We start from the raw sequence: 18,046 nt of genomic DNA on the forward strand, positions 1-18,046 counted from the left end.
TTCCGTAACCTGCCCATTCGGTGTTCGTGTCGTGCGGGGGTGTTCCGGGAGGGTTGGCGGGGGTGCCGCGGGGGTGCGGCGGGGTGGGGGGTTACGGGGCCTGGACCTGGGCGTTCGTGGGCGCGGGCGTGTCGTGGGGGGAGGTTTGCCGAGTTCGGTGGGGGGTGTGGCGGGAATGTGATCTAGGACTCGGCGGGTCGATCCGGCGTGGCGTTCCGGCCGGGCGTGTCCTGGCCGGGCGTGTCCTGGCCGGGGCTGTTCTGGCCGGGGGCGGGGTGGGCGCCTTTGGCGGGGCGGCGGCGGCGGGCGGGCGGGGTGACGCCGTCGGCGAGCCGGCGGGCGGTGACGAGGAAGCCGGTGTGGCCGACCATGCGGTGGTCGGGGCGGACGGCGAGTCCGTCGACGTGCCAGGTGCGGAGCATGGTCTCGGAGGCTTGGGGTTCGGCGAAGCGGCCGTTGGCGCGGAGGTCTTCGACGACGCGGGACATCTGCGTGGTGGTGGCGATGTAGGCGCACACCATGCCGCCGGGGATGAGTGCCTTGGCGACGGCGTCGAGGGTTTCCCAGGGGGCGAGCATGTCGAGGACGACGCGGTCGACGTCGGTTTCGGCGAGGGCGTCTTCGAGGGAGCCGACGGTGAGGCGCCAGGCGGGGTGGGGGGCGCCGAAGAATTTCTCGACGTTGGCGCGGGCGATGTCGGCGAAGTCGGGGCGGCGTTCGTAGGAGGAGACGAGGCCGTGTTCGCCGACGGCGCGGAGGAGGAAGCAGGTGAGGGCGCCGGATCCGGCGCCGGCTTCGATGACGCGGGCGCCGGGGAAGATGTCGGCCATGGCGATGATCTGGGCGGCGTCTTTGGGGTAGACGACGGCGGCGCCGCGCGGCATGCGGAGGGTGAAGTCGGCGAGGAGGGGGCGGAAGGCGAGGTATTCGGTGCCGCCGGTGGAGCGGAAGACGGTGCCTTCGGGGCTGCCGATGATGTCGTCGTGGGGGACTGAGCCTTTGTGGGAGTGGTAGAGCTTGCCGGTTTGGAGGGTGATGGTGTTGATGCGGCCTTTGGGGTCTGTGAGCTGAACCTGGTCGCCGGGGCGGAAGGGGCCGTGGGGGATGCGGCCGGGTGAGTGGGTGGGGTCGTTCGGCTGGGGTTCGCTCATGGAGGTCAAGGCTAGCGGCGGGTGGGGGGCGGTCCGGCCGTGCCGTGCGGGGTGCGGAGGGGCGGGGGTCCGGGCGGTTCAGACGCCGGCGAAGGCGCGGTCGACGTCGGTGACGGCGAGGACGCCGTAGACGCGTCCGTCGGGTTCGACGAGGAGGTATTCGGTGGCGGGGGCGCGGCGGAGCGCTTCGATGAGGTCTTCGCCGGTGATGTCGGCGGGGAGGGTGAGGTGGTCGTCGATGCCGCGGGAGAGGTCGCCGGCGCTGATCCAGGGGCGGCGGTGTTCGGGGGTGGCGGTGACGGCCTTCTCGTTGACGAGGCCGAGGGGTTTGCCGTCGTGGTCGGCGATGACGATGGCGCCGGCGTGGTCCTGCTGGGCGCGGCGGATCGCTTCGGCGAGGGGGACGTCGGCGGTGACGAGGGTGGCGCGGCGGGCGAGGCGGCGGGCGGACAGCAGGGGGATGCGGTCGCGGACGCGTTCGGCGCGGATGGCCTGGGTGGCTCCGACCCAGATGAAGGAGGCGACGAGGGCGGACCAGAGGAGGGCGAGCCAGCCGATGCCGCCGCCTTCGCCGGTGTTGTAGGTGGCGAGGTAGGCGCCGGCGATGAGGCAGCCGATGGCGACGGCGCGGCCGACCCAGCCGGCGAAGATGGCGCCGTTGCGGCTGCGTCCGGTGGCTTTCCAGACGATGGCGCGGACGAGGCGGCCGCCGTCGAGGGGGAGGCCGGGGAGGAGGTTGAAGACGCCGACGAGGAGGTTGGCGAAGGTGAGGGCTTCGATGAGGAGGAGGGCGACGTCGGGGAGGGGGAGGGTGGCGTGGAGGAGGAGGCCGAGTCCGGCGAGGACGAGGTTGACGAGGGGTCCGGCGAAGGCGATGAGGAATTCGCGGCCTGGGGTGGGGGCTTCGCGTTCGATGGAGGTCTCGCCGCCGAGGATGTGGAGGGTGACGGAGCGGACGGGGAGGCCGAAGGCGCGTGCGGTGACGGCGTGGCTGAGTTCGTGGACGAAGACCGAGCCGTAGAGGAGGACGGCGTAGGTGAAGGCGACGAGGTAGCTGAGGGGGCGTGTGACGACGTCGTGGACTTGGCCTTCGAACATGACGGTGACGAGCACGGCGACGAGGAACCAGCTGGGCGAGACGTAGATGGGGACGCCGAGGAGGCGGCCCATGAGGAGGCCGGGGCGTGCGGCGCGGTCGTCGTCGGGTCCGGTGCCGCCGGCCGGTGTCCTGCCCTCGGTCGGGGGCGCGCTGTGTGTCACGTCATCGATGCTACGGCCCCGGAGGGGCGGGTCGGCTGCGGGTGGGCGCTGGGGGTCGGCGGGGTGGGGTGGGGCGGGTGCGGGATTTTCGTCGGGGGTGTCGCCTAGTGTGCTGTGCCATGACGACGACCGAGGCGGGTAGCGGGGCATCGGCTGCGGTGGCGGGGGATGCGGGCGGGGTGGTGGTTTCGGGGTCGTTGTCGCCGTCCCGGGCGGGCGATTTCATGACGTGTCCGTTGTTGTACAGGTTCCGTGTGATCGATCGGATTCCGGAGCGTCCGAGTGCGGCGGCCGTCCGCGGGACGCTGGTGCACGCGGTGCTGGAGCGGCTGTACGACCTGCCCGCGGGGGCGCGGACTCCGGCGGCGGCGCTGGAGATGCTGGGGCCGGAGTGGGAGCGGCTGCTGGAGGCGGAGCCGGGTCTCGCGGAGCTGTTCGAGGACGGGGACGCCGGGGAGGCGGAGCACGCGGAGTGGCTGGCGCATGCGCGGCGGATGGTGGAGCGGTACTTCACGCTGGAGGATCCGCGGCGGCTGGAGCCGGCCGAGCGGGAGCTGTTCGTGGAGACGGTGCTGGACTCGGGGTTGAAGCTGCGGGGGTACATCGACCGGGTGGATGTGGCGCCGAGCGGTGATGTGCGGATCGTGGACTACAAGACGGGGACGGCGCCGCGGGCGGATTTCGAGGCGCGTGCGCTGTTCCAGATGAAGTTCTACGCGCTGGTGCTGTGGCGGCTTCGGGGGCGGGTGCCGCGGTTGCTGCAGCTGATGTATCTGGGGAACGGCGAGGTTCTGCGTTACGAGCCGGACGAGGCGGATCTGCGGGCGACGCAGCGGAAGGTCGAGGCGCTGTGGCAGGCGATCCGGCGGGCGATGGAGACGGGTGAGTGGCGGGCGCGGGCGGGCCGGTTGTGCGACTGGTGTGATCACAAGGAGCGGTGCCCGGAGTTCGGCGGTACTCCCCCGCCGTTGCCGGTGGTGCCGGTGAACCGGCCGTCGCCGGCCGATCTGGAGGGTGCGGGGCCGGTGGAGGGGCGTCCGGGCGGGATGGCCCGGGAGCACGACGATCTTTAGGGTGGGTGCGGGTCCGGCCGGGTCATCCTTGGGGAGGACCGCGGATCCGCGTCCAGGAGGGGTCGGGACCTGCCGCCACCTCCTAGGGTGAGTGTCGTGTCACCCCGCATCCGTGGTCTTCGTGCCGTCCGCGCCTGGTTGCAGGCGCGTCCGACGGCGTCCGATGCGTTGCTGGCGGTGGGGCTGCTGGCGGTGGGGCTGCCGCAGTTGTTCCTGGAGGAGCTTCCCACCAACGCGGGCTATGAGGACTTCCGGACGCCGGACGTGTGGGACGGGCTGCTGGTGGTCGTGGTGACGATGGCGCTGGCGTGGCGTCAGCGTCATCCGATGCCGGTGCTGCTGTTCATCATCGGTGGTGAGCTGGTGATGGCGGTGGCGGGGTATCCGCCGTCGGTGCCGGACGTGGTGGCGTTCCTGATCGCGGTGTACACGGTGGCGGCCCATCGGGGGCTGGCGCAGAGTGCGGCCGGCGGGCTGATCGCGTTCGTCTATTTCCTCGTGTACCTGATCCTGCTGCCGGTGTCGACGTCGCCGGTGGTGCTGATCACGGATTGCGCGCTGGTCATCGGGGTGTGGGTGCTGGGCCGGAATCTGCGGCTGCGGCGGGCGTACTTCGCGGAGCTGGAGGACCGGGCGGCGCGGCTGGAGCGGGCGCGCGGCACCGACGCGCGGGCGGCGCGGATCGAGGAGCGGTCGCGGATCGCCCGGGAGCTGCACGATGTGGTGGCGCATCACGTGAGCGTGATGACGGTGCAGGCGGGGGCGGCGCGGCGGATCATCGACCGGGATCCGGGGAGCGCGCGTGAGGCGATGTCGACGATCGAGGAGGTCGGGCGGACGGCGCTGAGCGAGATGCGGCGGATCGTGGGGGTGCTGCGGACGGACCGGGACCAGGACCGGGCGGGGCGGGAGCTGGCGCCGCAGCCGGGGCTGGGCGACCTGGGCGAGCTGCTGGATCATGTGCGGGAGACGGGCCTGTCGGTGCAGTTGTGGATCGAGGGTGAGGCGCGGGCGCCGTCGCCGGGGGTGGACGTGGCGGCGTTCCGGCTGATCCAGGAGGCGCTGACGAACACGCTTAAGCACGCGGGGCCGCAGGCGCGGGCGTGGGTGCGGCTGTACTACGGGGATCATGATCTGACGGTGGAGATCGAGGACGACGGGCGGGGCACGGCGACGTTCATGGCCGACGACGGGGACAATCCGGGGCATGGGCTCGTCGGCATGTACGAGCGGGTGGCGCTGTACGGTGGCGAGTTGAAGATCGGGCCGCGGGTCGGGGGCGGGTTCGGTGTGCGGGCGCGTTTCCCGCTGGAGGCGTGAGCGGTGCGAGGCCGTAGGTTGGCAGGGTGCCGCGGACGCGGTGCCCCGGGTGAGGCGAGGAGCGCGACGATGAACGGTCCGGGACGGCGGCCGGCGGTGGCGGCCCGATGACCACGGTGCGGGTGCTGCTCGTCGACGACCAGCCGCTGCTGCGGACGGGGTTCCGGCTCATCCTGGAGGCGGAGGCCGACATCGCGGTGGTCGGGGAGGCCGGGGACGGCGCGGCGGCGGTGGAGCTGACGCGGTCGCTGCTGCCGGACGTGGTGCTGATGGACATCCGGATGCCGGGGGTGGACGGGATCGAGGCGACCCGCCGGATCATCCGGGAGGGTGCGGCGTCGCATGATCCGCGGGTGCTGATCCTGACGACGTTCGACCTGGACGAGTACGTGATCGAGGCGGTCCGGGCGGGTGCGAGCGGGTTCCTGCTGAAGGACTCGCCGCCGGAGGATCTGGTGCAGGCGATCCGGATCGTGGCTGAGGGCGATGCGATCGTGGCGCCGTCGGTGACGCGGCGGCTGCTGGACAAGTTCGCCAGCCGGCTGCCGGCCGTGCGGGACGCGGCTCCGCCTCCGGGGCTGGACACGCTGACCCAGCGGGAGCGCGAGGTGCTGGCGCATGTGGCGCGCGGCCAGTCGAACGCGGAGATCGCGGCGGAGCTGGTGGTGAGCGAGACGACGGTGAAGACGCACGTGGGGAACGTCCTGGCGAAGCTGGGGCTGCGGGACCGGGTGCAGGCCGTGGTGTACGCGTACGAGACGGGGTTGAGCAGGCCCGGCCAGAGCTGAGCCGTCCCGGGGGACGCCGCGCGGGGCCGGGCGGTTTCATGGTCGGCCCCTGAGGTGCCCCTGGCGTTCGGGGGGTGGAGGCCTACTCCGGTAGGACGAGCGGGGGCGGGTTTCTCCTGCCGTGGGTGGACCGCCAAGTCCGTTCCTGGGGTGCATCACAGGGGTTGGGCGGGCTTCTACTGTTTTGGTTGTCGGATCGCCGGGGGCACGGCGCGGTCCGGACCCAGTCCCAGCTCACTCACACACGGGAGTTTCACGTGACGAACACCGCCCCATCGACCGCCGGCGCGGCGTCCGCGCCCGGGGCGGGCGACTTCGCCGCTCGGGCCCAGCAGATCGCGAAGGTGTACGGGCGCGGCGACGCGCAGGTCGTCGCGCTCGACGGGGTCACCGTCGGCATTCCCCGCGGCCGGTTCACTGCGATCATGGGGCCGTCCGGGTCGGGGAAGTCGACCCTGATGCACTGCATGGCGGGGCTGGACTCGGTGGACTCCGGGCAGGTCTACATCGGCGACACCGAGCTGACGCGGCTGAAGGACAAGCAGCTCACCCGGCTGCGCCGCGACAAGATCGGGTTCATCTTCCAGGCGTTCAACCTGGTGCCGACGCTGACCGCGCTGGAGAACATCACGCTGCCGATGGACATCGCGGGCCGCAAGGCCGACAAGGACTGGCTGGACGCGGTGATCGACACGGTGGGGTTGCGGCCGCGGCTGAAGCACCGCCCGACCGAGCTGTCGGGCGGGCAGCAGCAGCGGGTGGCGTGCGCCCGCGCCCTGGCGTCCCGGCCGGAGATCATCTTCGCGGACGAGCCGACCGGGAACCTGGACTCGCGGTCGGGCGCCGAGGTCCTCGGGTTCCTGCGGGACTCGGTGCGGCGGATGGGGCAGACCATCGTGATGGTCACGCACGACCCGTCCGCGGCCGCCTACGCCGACCAGGTGCTGTTCCTGTCCGACGGGCAGATCGTCGACACGATGGCCGAGCCGACCGCCGAGCGGGTGCTGGAGCGCATGAAGGGCTTCGACGCCGGCGGCCACAACACCGGCCCCGTGACCACGCCGGAGTCCGGGGTGTCGGCGCGATGATGGGCAAGGTCACGCTCCGCAATCTCGCGGCGCACAAGATCAGGCTGGTGCTGACGGCCGTCGCGGTGATCCTCGGTGTCGCGTTCGTGGCCGGCACGCTGATCTTCACCGACAGCATGAACAAGCAGTTCGACGATCTGTTCAGCCGGGTCGGCACCAACGTGGCCGTGGACGTGCGCGCCAAGAAGGTCGTCGAGGGCGACGACGACGGCATGGCGGTGCAGCCGGTGCCGGCGACGGTGCTGAAGGCCCTGCAGGGCGTCGAGGGCGTCAAGGACCCGAAGGGCAACGTCAGCGGGTACGCGGCGGTCGTCGGCAAGGACGGGAAGATCGTCGGGACGGCGCAGAACGGGCCGCCGCAGATCGGCACGAACTGGACGACGGGCGGGTCCTACGACCTGAAGTCGGGCCGCGCGCCTCAGGGGCCGGGCGAGGTCGTCATCGACGCCAAGACCGCGGAGAAGGGCAAGCTCGCCGTCGGCGACACCACCCGGGTCGTCACCGCCGGGCCGCCCGCCCGGATGCGGATCGTCGGGCTGGCCGACACCGGGAACCTGATGGGCGCGACGCTCACCGCGTTCGACACCCCGACCGCGCAGCGGCTGATGCTGAAGCCCGGGTACTTCACCGACATCGAGATGGGCTCGACCGGCGTGTCGCAGGCCGAGCTGCGCGACCGGGTCGCGAGGGTCCTGCCGTCCGGCACGGAGGCCGTCACCGGCGAGAAGCTCCGCGAGGAGACCAAGAGCGACATCGCGACGATGATGAACTTCTTCCGGATCTTCCTTCTGGTGTTCGCGCTGATCTCGATCTTCGTCGGGTCGTTCATCATCTTCAACACGTTCTCGATGCTGGTCGCGCAGCGGACCCGGGAGCTGGCGCTGCTGCGCGCGATCGGCGCGGCCCGCGGGCAGGTGACGCGGGCGGTGATCGGCGAGGCCGTCGCGGTCGGCGTGGTCGGCTCCACGCTGGGCCTGGCGGCCGGCGCGGGCCTGGCGTCGCTGCTGCAGACGCAGATGGGCGACGCGGGGCAGGGCGGGCTGACGTTCACCAAGACGCCGGTGATCTGGGCGTACACGGTGGGCATCGTCGTGACGGTCGTGTCGGCGTACTTCCCGGCGCGCCGCGCCGCGAAGATCCCGCCGGTCGCGGCGATGCGCGACGACGTCGCGCTGCCGCAGCGGTCGCTGCGGATCCGTGTCGCGCTCGGGTCGCTGCTCACTCTCGCGGGTGCCGGGCTCATCGGCGCCGGGCTCGCCGGGAACGGCGGGAGCCCGGTGGCGCTGGTCGGGGTGGGCGCGTTCACGGTGTTCATCGGCGTCGCGATGCTGGCCCCGGTGATCAGTGTTCCGGCGGTGAAGGTGCTCGGCGCGCCGTTCGCGCGGCTGATGGGCTCGCCGGGTCGCCTGGCGCGGCAGAACGCGCTGCGCAACCCGCGCCGCACCGCCGCGACGGCGGCCGCGCTGATGATCGGGCTGGCGCTGATCACCACGGTGAACGTGCTCGGCGCGACGATGCGGGCGTCGGTCGACGCCCAGGTCGACGCGCAGTTCGGCGCCGACTACCTCGTCCAGGCCGAGGGTGCGGGCGGCATCGGCGGCGAGGTCGCCGGCAAGATCGGGTCGACGCCCGGGGTGACGTCCGCGACCCCCACCTACGCGGGCGGCGCCAAGATCGACGGGAAGAAGGCGTCGTACATGTCCGGCGACGTCGCGGTGATCGCCGAGGCCGCCAAGCTGAAGGTCACCTCCGGCGGCACCCGGATCGGCGACGCCGGGTTCATGGTGAACGAGGACACCGCGAAGGACCGCGGCTGGAAGCTCGGGGCGGTGGTGCCCGTGCAGTTCACCGACGGCAGGACCGAGCGGCTGACGCTGACGGGCGTGTTCGCCAAGAGCAACCTGATCGGCGACACGATCATCTCCCAGCCGGCGTACCTGCGGCACACCGTGAAACCGTCCGTGGACGCGATCGTGGTGGACGCGGCACCGTCGGCGGCGACGAAGACGGCGCTGGAGTCGACGCTGAAGGACTACCCGAACCTGAAGGTGTCCGACCAGGCGTCGCTGAAGGCCGACGCCCGCAAGCAGGTCGACGGGTTCGTGACGTTCCTGACCATCCTGCTGGCCATGTCGGTCATCATCGCTGCCGTGGGCGTCGTCAACACGCTCGCCCTGTCGGTGATCGAACGGACCAGGGAGATCGGGCTGCTGCGCGCCATCGGCATCAGCCGCCGCCAGCTGCGCCGCATGATCCGCGTCGAGTCGATCGTGATCGCGGTGTTCGGCGCGGTGCTCGGCATGGGCATCGGGGTCGCGTTCGGCGCGGCGCTGCAGAACGCCCTGGCGGACCAGGGCCTCGGCGTCCTCGCCATCCCCTACGGGACGCTGGTGGTCTACCTGGTGGTGGCCGCGGTCATCGGCGTCCTCGCGGCGCTGTGGCCGGCGTGGCGGGCGGGACGCATGGACGTCCTCAAGGCCATCTCCACCGAGTGACCCCGGACGGGCCGCCCCGGACCGGCGGCTGACAAGAACAAGACCCGGTCCCCCAAGGCGGGGGGCCGGGTCTTGTTCCGTGCCGGGAGGCTACTCCGCGGGCTCGGCGTCGTCGGCCGGGGCCGCGTCGGCCCCGGTCGCGCCGGGCGCCACCGCGGCCTTGGCGACCGCGTCGGTCGCGCTGACCGTGGTGTTCTCCGGGAAGTGGCAGGCGGCCAGGTGGCCCGGACTGAGCTCCACCAGCGGCGGCTCGACCTGCTTGCAGATGTCCTGCGCCTTCCAGCAGCGGGTGTGGAACCGGCACGCGGGCGGCGGGTCGAGCGGGCTCGGCACGTCGCCCTGCAGCCGGATCCGCTTGCGGTCGCCGCGCTCGCTCGGGTCCGGGATCGGCACCGCCGACAGCAGCGCGTTGGTGTAGGGGTGCATGGGCCGCTCGTACAGGTCGGCCCGGTCCGCCAGCTCGACGATCTTGCCGAGGTACATGACGGCGACGCGGTCGGAGATGTGCCGGACCACCGACAGGTCGTGCGCGATCACCACGTAGGTGAGGTCGAGCTCGTTCTGAAGGTCCTCCAGCAGGTTGACGACCTGCGCCTGCACCGACACGTCCAGCGCCGACACCGGCTCGTCGGCGACGATCAGCTTCGGTTTGAGGGCCAGGGTGCGGGCGATCCCGATGCGCTGCCGCTGCCCGCCGGAGAACTCGTGCGGGTACCGGTTGTAGTGCTCGGGGTTGAGGCCGACCAGCTCCAGGATCTCCTGGACGGCCTTCTTCACGCCCTGCTTGGCCTCGATGTTCTGCAGCCGGAACGGCGCCCCGACGATCGCGCCGACCGTCTTGCGGGGGTTCAGCGACGAGTACGGGTCCTGGAAGATCATCTGGAGGTCGCGGCGGAGCGGCCGGAGCCGGCCCTGCGACATCGTGGTGATGTCCTGCCCCTCGAAGGTGATCTTCCCGAAGCTCGGGTCCAGCAGCCGCATGATCATCCGGCCGGTGGTGGACTTGCCGCAGCCCGACTCCCCCACCAGCCCGAGCGTCTCGCCCTTGCGGACCGAGAACGACACGCCGTCGACGGCCTTCACCGCCGCGACCTGCCGGCGCAGCAGCCCCGCGGTGACGGGGAAGTGCTTGCCGAGGTTGTCCACCTCCAGCAGCGGCTCGCCGTCCCGTACGGGGCGGGTCTCCTCGGCCGGGCGGGTCTCGCCCGCCGGGGTCTTGGTCGTGTTCACAGTCTCGTTCCCACCCTCGCTGGTCACAGCTTCGCCCGGATCTCGTCGTTCCAGATCTCGCGCTTCTTCTCCAGGGGGAGGTGGCACGCCGCCTTGTGGCCGGGCTCGACCTCGACCAGCTCGGGCCGCTCGGTCATGCTCTTGTCGCCGTTGAGGTCCTTGTAGGGGCAGCGCGGATGGAACGCGCACCCGGACGGCACGTTGATCAGGCTCGGCGGCGACCCCTCGATCGGCAGCAGCCGCTCCGACCGCTCCCGGTCCAGCCGCGGCATCGACCCGAGCAGACCCCACGTGTAGGGGTGCAGCGGCCGGTGGAACGCGTCGTCGACCGACGCGTACTCCACCGCGCGGCCCGCGTACATCACCAGGATGTCGTCCGACAGCTCCGCGACCACCCCGAGATCGTGGGTGATCATGATGACGGCGGAGTTGAACTCCTGCTGCAGGTCGCGGATCAGGTCCAGGATCTGCGCCTGCACCGTCACGTCCAGCGCCGTCGTCGGCTCGTCGGCGATCAGCAGCTCCGGGTCGCACGACAGCGCCATCGCGATCATCGCGCGCTGCCGCATGCCGCCGGAGAACTGGTGCGGGTAGTCGTCCACCCGCTTGTCCGGCTTCGGGATGCCGACCTTGCCCAGCATGTCGATGGCGTGCTTGCGGGCCACCGCCTTGGACACGTCGTTGTGCACCCGGTAGGCCTCGATGATCTGCTTGCCGACCGTGTAGAAGGGATGCATCGACGACAGCGGATCCTGGAAGATCATCGCCATGTTGCGGCCGCGGAGGCGGCGCACCTCGCCCTGCGAGGCGCCGACGATCTCCTTGCCGTCCAGCCAGATCTCCCCGGACACGTCGGCGTTGCGCCGGTTGTGCAGGCCGAGGATGCCGAGGCTGGTCACGCTCTTGCCGGAGCCGGACTCGCCCACGATCCCGAGGGTGCGGCCGCGTTCCAGGGCGAACGACAGCCCGTCGACGGACTTCACCAGCCCGTCGTCCGTCGGGAAGTGGATCTTGAGGTCGCGGACCTCCAGGAAGGAGGTGGGAGCCTCGCCGGTGCCCGCGGTGTCCGCGGCGGGCGCGGTGCCGGTCATCAGCCAAGCCTCACTCTCGGGTCGACGACGGCGTACAGCATGTCGACGATCAGGTTGATGAACACGATGGAGGTCGCGGTCAGCAGCGTCACGCCGAGCACCATGGGCAGGTCGCCGCCGCGGATCGAGCTGATCGCGAGCTGGCCCAGCCCCGGGATGCCGAAGGTGTTCTCGGTCAGGACCGCGCCGCCGAGCAGCAGCCCGAGGTCGAGGCCGAAGATGGTGAGGATCGGCGTCAGCGAGGCGCGCAGCGCGTGCCTGGTGACGACGGTCTTCTCCGGCAGCCCCTTGGCCCGGGCGGTGCGGATGTAGTCCTCGTTCATCGTCTCCAGCATGCCCGCTCTCGTGAGCCGCGCGTACATCGCGGCGTAGAGAAACGCGAGCGTCACCCAGGGCAGCACCAGCGCCTCGAACCATTTCACCGGATTGTCGGTGAAGGAGGTGTAGCTGCCGCCGCCCGGGAAGATCTTGAGGCTGTAGGAGAACAGGGCGAGCGAGACCAGGCCGGTGAAGTAGATCGGCAGCGACACACCGCTCAACGCGATGATCATCGTCGCGCGGTCCCAGATCGAGCCTCTTCGCAGCGCCGACACCACGCCGGTGGCGATGCCGCCGGCCAGCCAGAGGATCGCGGCGCCGAATGCCAGCGACAGCGTCGCGGGGGCGCGGTCGAGCAGGGTCTCAAGGACCGGCTGGCTGCTGCGGAACGAGTAGCCGAGGCACGGCGCCGGGCAGTGGTCGGTCACCGGGCCGGCCTTGTAGTCCTTGCCGACGGCGATCGCCTTCAGGTAGTTGCCGTACTGCACCACGACCGGCTTGTCCAGGCCGAGCCGCTCCTTGGTGTCCTGGATGGCCTCGGCGGTCGGCGCCTTGCCGACGTAGGACGCCGCGATCTGGTCGGTGGTCTGCCCCGCCAGCTTCGGCAGCCAGAAGAAGATGCCGAAGGTCACCAGGCTGACCAGCAGCAACATGATGACGGCGCCGATGAGCCGCCGGATGATGTATGCGAACACATTGCTCGGCCCCACCCGCCGGCCGGCGGGACCGGTAGGTCCCTGCCGGGCCGGCGGGCGTCGCCTTCACCTGCCTTCAGATGGACGCACGGACGAAGCGGAGTGTCACTCCACGCCCATGTTCAGGTAGTCGTACATTCCGCCGTAGCCGTAGGTGATGCCGGCGTTGGTCACGCGCTTCGGCCGGTACATCAGGGCCTTGGCGTAGATCAGCGGGACCTCCATGGCCGTCCCCATCGCCGTCTTGTCGACCTCGCCGTAGGCCTTCAGGCGGGCGGCCTCGTCCGGGTTGGCGATCGCGTCGTCCAGCCCCTTGTTGACCGCGGGGTCGTCCATCTCGGCGAGGTTGTTGCCGCCGGACGGCTTGATCGCGTCACCGTGGATGATCTGCGAGAGGAAGCCGTAGCCGGTCGGCCAGTCCGCCGCCCACGCCATGATCATCATGCCGATGCCGTGGTCGTGCACGTACTTCGGCACGCCGACGTACTTGTTGAAGTAGTCACCGGCCGGGAACTGCACGATGCTGACCTTGATGCCGACCTTGGCGAGGCTCTGCTGGATCGCCTCGGCCATCGCGACTTCCTTCGGCCGGTCCGACCGCGCCGAGATCTTGGTGGAGAAGCCGTTCGGCTTGCCGCACGCCTGCAGCTCCTGCTTGGCCTTGGCCAGGGTGGCCTGGTCGAGGCCGCCGCCCTCCGCCTGCTTCTGCGGGTACAGGTCGAACTTGGTGTACCCGGACACCGTCGGCGGCAGGATCGTGGTGGCGATGTCGCCGCCGGCGAGCGGGCCTCCGTAGGCGGTCTGCGCGGCGACCTTGTCGGTCGCGTACTGCACGGCGATGCGGCAGTGCTGGTTGTCCAGCGGCTTGACGTGCTGGTTCAGCGACATGAACCGCAGGAAGCCCTGGACCGGGTTGTCGACGTACGGCTTCTGCTCGGGGGTCAGCACCTTCGGCTGGGTACCCGCCTGGACGCCGACGCCGGCGATGTCCATGTCCAGCGAACCGGCGAGCAGCCGCTGGTCGATGTCGTCGGCGTTCTGCTTGATCTGAACTTCGATCTTGTCAGGCAGAGCCTTGCGGAGCGGGTCGGTGCTCTGGTTCCAGTTCGGGTTGCGCGACAGCGACATGGACTTGCCGCGCGTGTAGTTGTCGATCTTGTACGGACCGCTGGAGACGATCGAGGTCTCGTACTTGGTGCCGGTGTCCTTGGCCTTCGGCACCGGGATCGACTGCGACATCGCGACCAGGTAGTCGAACTCCTGGAACGGCGCGTTCAGGTGGAAGATGATCGTCTGGTCGTCGGGGGTCTCGATCGACTTCAGGCCCTCGTCGCTCTTGTCCTCGTACGGGCCCTTGTAGGCGGGCTTGTTGTCGACGAGGTACTGCTTGAAGTACTTCGGCCCGAGCTGCAGCTCCTTGGTGAAGTTGCTGCGCTCGACCGCGTACTTCACGTCCTTGGACGTCACCGTGGTGCCGTCGTCGTACTTGACGCCGGTGCGCAGCTTGTACGTCCAGGTCTTGCCGCCGTCGCTGGACTGGCCCATGTCGGTGGCCAGGTCGGGCGTGATCTCAAGGCTCTCCTTGCCCGCGGCCGCCTTGAACGTGGTCAGGCCACGGCCGTAGAGGCGGGCGAAGTTCTGGGAGAACGCGTAGTAGGTGTTGCCCGGGTCCGGCGAGTCCCAGTCGTCGGAGTCGGCGAACTTGAGCGTGCCGCCCTTCTTGTCCGACTTGTTGACCTGGGCCTGGTTGCCGGCGTTGTAGCCGGGGCCGCTCCCGGACCCGCCCGAGTCACCGCCGCCACAGGCGGCGAGCCCCGCGGCCGCGACCACGCCGGCCGCGAAGACCGCGATTGGTCTCATCTTGTTCATGTGCAGGCGCACCCCTTCAAATAGACGGGTCGGTTGGACCCGAGTCACTTGCCCCGAGGGTCGAGAGCGTCCCGCAGCCCGTCACCGAAGAGGTTGAAGGCGAGGACGGTGATGAAGATCGCCATACCGGGGATGATCATGTAGGCGGGGTCGGAGGAGTAGATCGGCACCGCGAGCGTCAGCATGCCGCCCCACGACGGGGTCGGCGGGATGACGCCGACGCCGAGGAACGACAGCGCCGCCTCGAACAGGATGTTCGTCGGGATCAGCAGGGTCGAGTAGACCAGGATCGGCGCGACCAGGTTCGGCAGGACCTCTTTGAACAGCACGTAGGAGCTGCGGGCCCCCATGCTGCGCGCGGCGTCCACGAACTCGCGTTCGCGCAGCGACAGCGTCTGCCCGCGGATGATGCGGCCGATGTAGGGCCAGTTGAAGAACCCGATGACCACGACCAGCACCGAGATCCGCAGCCCGTTGCCGTTCAGCCCGAACGCCCCGTCCGACACGACGCCGACCAGAGCGATCGCGAACAGCAGCAGCGGGAAGGCGAGGAAGGCGTCCATCGCACGGCTGATCAGGTAGTCGACCCAGCCGCCGAAGTAGCCGGCGATGATGCCCGCGACCGTCCCGATGACCACCGACATCAGGGTGGCCAGGAACGACACCAGCAGCGAGATGCGGGCGCCGTGCACGATCCGGGCGAGCATGTCGCGGCCGGTGCCGGGCTCCACGCCGAGCAAGTGGTCGCCGCTGATGCCCGAGTGCCAGATCCCGGACTTCGGCCGGTTGTAGGTCGGGTCGATCAGGTTCTGGTGGTAGGTCAGCGGGTCCTGCACGAAGAACGGGCCGAAGATCGCGATCAGGATGAGCACGATGACGATGACGGCGCCGCTGAGTGCGACCTTGTCGCGCTTCAGCCGCATCCAGGCGATCTGCCCGAGGGACCGTCCCTGGATCTTCTTCCTGTCGACACCGGCGAGCACCGATTCCGGCTGCGCCTCGGCGTCGGACCCGGTCACCTCAAGGGGTGCGGCCACGCTCCATACCTCCTACCGTCCGGCCACTGGTTCGGCCATGCCGCCGGCGAGTGACCGGCGGCCGCGGAGATCATCCGCTGCCCCCGTGCCCGTTACGCCGCGTTTGCTGAAGGGAAACGTAGTCCTTCGGGCACGACTCTCCATCCGTGAGGCGACCTTCGCCAGTACCCGTATCTGACTTGTGATCTCGTCGTCATCTGGGCAACACGCGGTCACACAACACTTCGGACAAATCGCCCGAATAGTACGTTCCGGTAACACCTGCCAGGCAAGCGAAAGCCGGTCTAGACCGGCAAAGTTTACCGTACTGAGTCCGTTCCGATATCGATTCTCCGCAGGTCAGAGCACGGAAGCGGAGAAACGGCGGGCCGGGACGTCCCCATCGGGGTGGATACGTCCCGGCCCGCCGTCACGCTGCGCACACGGTGAACCGCGCGCCGCTCTCAGGAGACGCCGCCCGGCGAGATGCCGCTCAGGAGATGCCGCGGTCGCGCAGGATCTTCTCGATCTCCGCCATCTCGGGGTCGCCGCCGCGCTGCGCGGGGCCCTCCACGGCGCCCTTCGGCTTCCCGGCGCGCCCCGCGGACCGCCGCCCGCCGCCGCCCTCGGCAGACTTGCCGGACTTGCCGGACTTGCCGGACTCAGTGCCCGCGCGGCGGCTCAGCATCGCCCCGGACGTCATGTAAAGAAGGACGGCCAGACCCGCCACCGCGACGCCGGCCCACTTCACCGGGCTGAACGCCAGGTCGACGAAGAACTCCGTCACCCCGGTCATCGCCGCCGCGAGCGGCACCAGCGACAGGGCCGCACCGCGCATGCCCGTGCCGGCTCCCCGGCGGCGGTAGGCGCCCCAGCTGATCACCAGACCGACCAGGGTCACCCCGAGACTGATCGCGAAAATGGCTGCGTCGCTCATGCCGGCCCCTCACTCCGTACGGTGGTGCTCTCTCCATCGTCACACGCGGGGCGCCGGTCCTGCTCCTCCCGGCGGACGGTTTGCGTCCGGGCCGTCCTCCTCCTGCGGCGTGATCCACCCCCTAGGGGCCGAACCCTCAGGGGCAGCCCGCGGGTCACCGCCCGGCAACGGTGCGGCGACGGCCGGGTCGCCGCCGGGTCAGCCCGGCAGCGACGCGAGCATCGCCAGGTTCACCTCGCGCAACGAGGCGACCACCGTGCGTCCCGGCGCGGGCGGGATCGGCAGGACGCCGGGGACCGCGACGGTGACGCAGCCGGCCGCCTCCGCCGCCGCGACGCCGTTCGGGGAGTCCTCCAGCACCACGCAGCGGGCCGGGTCGGCGCCGAGCCGGGCGGCGGCGGTCAGGTACGGCTCGGGGTCGGGCTTGGTCCGGGTCACCTCGTCGCCGGCGACGCTCAGCGCGAAGTGCTCGCGGCCGACGGCGTCCAGCACCGGCTCGATCAGCCGCCGGTGGCTGGAGGACACCAGCGCCGCGGCGACGCCCGCCGCGCGGACCTCGGCGAGCAGGTCCTTGGCGCCCGGCATCATCGGGACGCAGGTGCTGAGCCGCTCGGCCATGCCGTCCAGCATCCGCCGGCCGACCTCCTCGCGGGGGGCGTCCGCGCCGGTCAGCTCCAGCATGTAGTCGACGGCGACGTAGAGGGAGCCGCCGACCAGGCGCTCCTGGTGGGCGGTGCTCCACTCGCCGCCCAGCCACGCCATGACCTCCGACTCGACCTCCAGCCAGACGCGTTCGGAGTCGATGAGCAGGCCGTCCATGTCGAACAGCACGGCTTGCGGGAGGCCAGGGGTCACGTCTCTCCTCACGGGGCGAAGGGGCGGAGACCCACCCTATCCGCGCGGCCGGAGGCGGCTCCGGGGCCGTCCACATGCTGGAAGGGCCGCCCCTCTTGGACGGGGTGTGCAAAGAGACGGTGACGGAAGGGTCACCGGGCCGATACCGTGCCAGCAGTGACTACCAACGGGTAAGGAACGGCATGAGCGCGTACCGCATCATCCTCGTCGGCACCGACGGTTCAGACTCCTCGTTCCGCGCGGTCGACCGGGCCGCGCAGCTGGCCGCCGCCACGGGCGCCACCCTCCTGCTCGCCTCCGCCTACAGCCCGATGCCCGAGCGCGAGCGGGCGAGCGCCGCCGACCGGCTCGGCGACCTGGCCTACAAGGTGCAGGGGTCCACGCCCGCCGACGACGCGCTGCGGGCCGCGCGGGAGCGGGCCGTCGCGGCCGGCGCCACCGACATCGAGCACGTCGCCGCCGAGGGCGACGCCGTCGACGTCATCAGCAGGATCGCCAAGGAGCGCGGCGCGGACCTCGTCGTGGTCGGCAACCGCGGCCTCAACAGCCTCGCGGGCCGCATCCTCGGGTCCGTGCCCGCGAACCTGTCGCACCGCTCCCCCTGCGACGTGCTGATCGCGCACACCACCCCCCGCGGCCGGTGACCCGCCGTCCTCCGGCCCCTACCCCCCGCGGCCGGTGACCTGATCGTGACCCGGGTTCCGCCGCGGGCGTACAGGGCGGGGTCTGGCCTCCTGAGGGGTGGGGTACGTCACTGTCAGGACGTAGGCTGACAGCCACCGATCATGAGCGGGGACCCCGCCCCGGGAATGACGGCCCCCGTCGGTGACGCTGTACCTGGGCGTCGGAAGGAGGCAGCG

General features: G+C 70.7%; 15 protein-coding genes. 6 read left to right on the top strand and 9 right to left on the bottom strand.

Annotation, left to right across the window (positions count from 1 at the left end):
* Positions 1-182: 182 nt before the first annotated feature.
* Both ACQPZP_RS23585 and ACQPZP_RS23590 read right to left on the bottom strand, forming a co-directional pair.
* Entirely contained in the window at positions 183-1,151 is a 969-nt protein-coding gene (locus tag ACQPZP_RS23585; protein ID WP_433471899.1) for a tRNA (adenine-N1)-methyltransferase, read from the bottom strand.
* A 78-nt stretch (positions 1,152-1,229) separates the two neighbouring features.
* Positions 1,230-2,411 (bottom strand): site-2 protease family protein, encoded by a 1,182-nt coding sequence (locus ACQPZP_RS23590; protein WP_433471900.1) that lies wholly within the window; start codon positions 2,409-2,411, stop codon positions 1,230-1,232.
* Positions 2,412-2,530: 119 nt separating this feature from the next.
* Between ACQPZP_RS23590 and ACQPZP_RS23595 the strand changes: the two genes are divergently transcribed.
* The 5 genes from ACQPZP_RS23595 to ACQPZP_RS23615 all read left to right on the top strand — a co-directional run bounded on the left by ACQPZP_RS23595 (position 2,531) and on the right by ACQPZP_RS23615 (position 9,175).
* Complete coding sequence (locus tag ACQPZP_RS23595; RefSeq protein ID WP_433471901.1) at positions 2,531-3,484, top strand: RecB family exonuclease; 954 nt, start codon at positions 2,531-2,533, stop codon at positions 3,482-3,484.
* Between the two features lie 96 nt (positions 3,485-3,580).
* Entirely contained in the window at positions 3,581-4,804 is a 1,224-nt protein-coding gene (locus ACQPZP_RS23600) for a sensor histidine kinase (RefSeq protein WP_433471902.1), read from the top strand.
* Positions 4,805-4,911: 107 nt separating this feature from the next.
* On the top strand, positions 4,912-5,592 hold the full coding sequence (locus tag ACQPZP_RS23605; RefSeq protein ID WP_433471903.1) for a response regulator: 681 nt from the start codon (positions 4,912-4,914) through the stop codon (positions 5,590-5,592).
* Positions 5,593-5,849: 257 nt separating this feature from the next.
* On the top strand, positions 5,850-6,680 hold the full coding sequence (locus ACQPZP_RS23610) for an ABC transporter ATP-binding protein (RefSeq protein WP_433471904.1): 831 nt from the start codon (positions 5,850-5,852) through the stop codon (positions 6,678-6,680).
* Positions 6,677-9,175, top strand: coding sequence for an ABC transporter permease (locus tag ACQPZP_RS23615; RefSeq protein WP_433471905.1), 2,499 nt, complete (start codon positions 6,677-6,679; stop codon positions 9,173-9,175). Before ACQPZP_RS23610 ends, ACQPZP_RS23615 begins: the two co-directional genes overlap by 4 nt.
* Positions 9,176-9,265: 90 nt before the next feature.
* Here ACQPZP_RS23615 and ACQPZP_RS23620 read toward each other — a convergent pair whose 3' ends face one another.
* The 7 genes from ACQPZP_RS23620 to ACQPZP_RS23650 form a co-directional block, all read right to left on the bottom strand.
* On the bottom strand, positions 9,266-10,405 hold the full coding sequence (locus tag ACQPZP_RS23620) for an ABC transporter ATP-binding protein (protein WP_433471906.1): 1,140 nt from the start codon (positions 10,403-10,405) through the stop codon (positions 9,266-9,268).
* A 23-nt stretch (positions 10,406-10,428) separates the two neighbouring features.
* The gene (locus ACQPZP_RS23625; RefSeq protein WP_433471907.1) at positions 10,429-11,496 is read right to left on the bottom strand and encodes an ABC transporter ATP-binding protein; all 1,068 of its coding nucleotides are present in this window, start codon (positions 11,494-11,496) and stop codon (positions 10,429-10,431) included.
* The gene (locus ACQPZP_RS23630) at positions 11,496-12,509 is read right to left on the bottom strand and encodes an ABC transporter permease (protein WP_433471908.1); all 1,014 of its coding nucleotides are present in this window, start codon (positions 12,507-12,509) and stop codon (positions 11,496-11,498) included. Before ACQPZP_RS23630 ends, ACQPZP_RS23625 begins: the two co-directional genes overlap by 1 nt.
* Positions 12,510-12,614: 105 nt before the next feature.
* Positions 12,615-14,378 (bottom strand): ABC transporter substrate-binding protein, encoded by a 1,764-nt coding sequence (locus tag ACQPZP_RS23635; protein WP_433471909.1) that lies wholly within the window; start codon positions 14,376-14,378, stop codon positions 12,615-12,617.
* A gap of 44 nt (positions 14,379-14,422) precedes the next feature.
* A complete protein-coding gene (locus tag ACQPZP_RS23640; RefSeq protein ID WP_433471910.1) occupies positions 14,423-15,415 on the bottom strand; it encodes an ABC transporter permease in 993 nt (330 codons plus the stop codon).
* A 472-nt stretch (positions 15,416-15,887) separates the two neighbouring features.
* On the bottom strand, positions 15,888-16,331 hold the full coding sequence (locus tag ACQPZP_RS23645; protein WP_433471911.1) for a hypothetical protein: 444 nt from the start codon (positions 16,329-16,331) through the stop codon (positions 15,888-15,890).
* A 198-nt stretch (positions 16,332-16,529) separates the two neighbouring features.
* Complete coding sequence (locus ACQPZP_RS23650; protein WP_433471912.1) at positions 16,530-17,186, bottom strand: HAD family hydrolase; 657 nt, start codon at positions 17,184-17,186, stop codon at positions 16,530-16,532.
* A gap of 182 nt (positions 17,187-17,368) precedes the next feature.
* Between ACQPZP_RS23650 and ACQPZP_RS23655 the strand changes: the two genes are divergently transcribed.
* Entirely contained in the window at positions 17,369-17,830 is a 462-nt protein-coding gene (locus tag ACQPZP_RS23655; RefSeq protein WP_433461454.1) for a universal stress protein, read from the top strand.
* Positions 17,831-18,046 lie beyond the last annotated feature (216 nt).

This window comes from Spirillospora sp. CA-142024, assembly GCF_050942325.1.
In the GTDB taxonomy this organism is placed as follows: domain Bacteria; phylum Actinomycetota; class Actinomycetes; order Streptosporangiales; family Streptosporangiaceae; genus Spirillospora.

What these genes read in the sequence shown, in the direction of transcription:
- ACQPZP_RS23595 (WP_433471901.1), top strand. Translation starts at nt 2,531, where the DNA reads ATGACGACGACCGAGGCGGGTAGCGGGGCATCGGCTGCGGTGGCGGGG.
- ACQPZP_RS23625 (WP_433471907.1), bottom strand. Translation starts at nt 11,496, where the DNA reads ATGACCGGCACCGCGCCCGCCGCGGACACCGCGGGCACCGGCGAGGCT.
- ACQPZP_RS23645 (WP_433471911.1), bottom strand. Translation starts at nt 16,331, where the DNA reads ATGAGCGACGCAGCCATTTTCGCGATCAGTCTCGGGGTGACCCTGGTC.
- ACQPZP_RS23585 (WP_433471899.1), bottom strand. Translation starts at nt 1,151, where the DNA reads ATGAGCGAACCCCAGCCGAACGACCCCACCCACTCACCCGGCCGCATC.
- ACQPZP_RS23655 (WP_433461454.1), top strand. Translation starts at nt 17,369, where the DNA reads ATGAGCGCGTACCGCATCATCCTCGTCGGCACCGACGGTTCAGACTCC.
- ACQPZP_RS23615 (WP_433471905.1), top strand. Translation starts at nt 6,677, where the DNA reads ATGATGGGCAAGGTCACGCTCCGCAATCTCGCGGCGCACAAGATCAGG.
- ACQPZP_RS23605 (WP_433471903.1), top strand. Translation starts at nt 4,912, where the DNA reads ATGACCACGGTGCGGGTGCTGCTCGTCGACGACCAGCCGCTGCTGCGG.
- ACQPZP_RS23635 (WP_433471909.1), bottom strand. Translation starts at nt 14,378, where the DNA reads ATGAACAAGATGAGACCAATCGCGGTCTTCGCGGCCGGCGTGGTCGCG.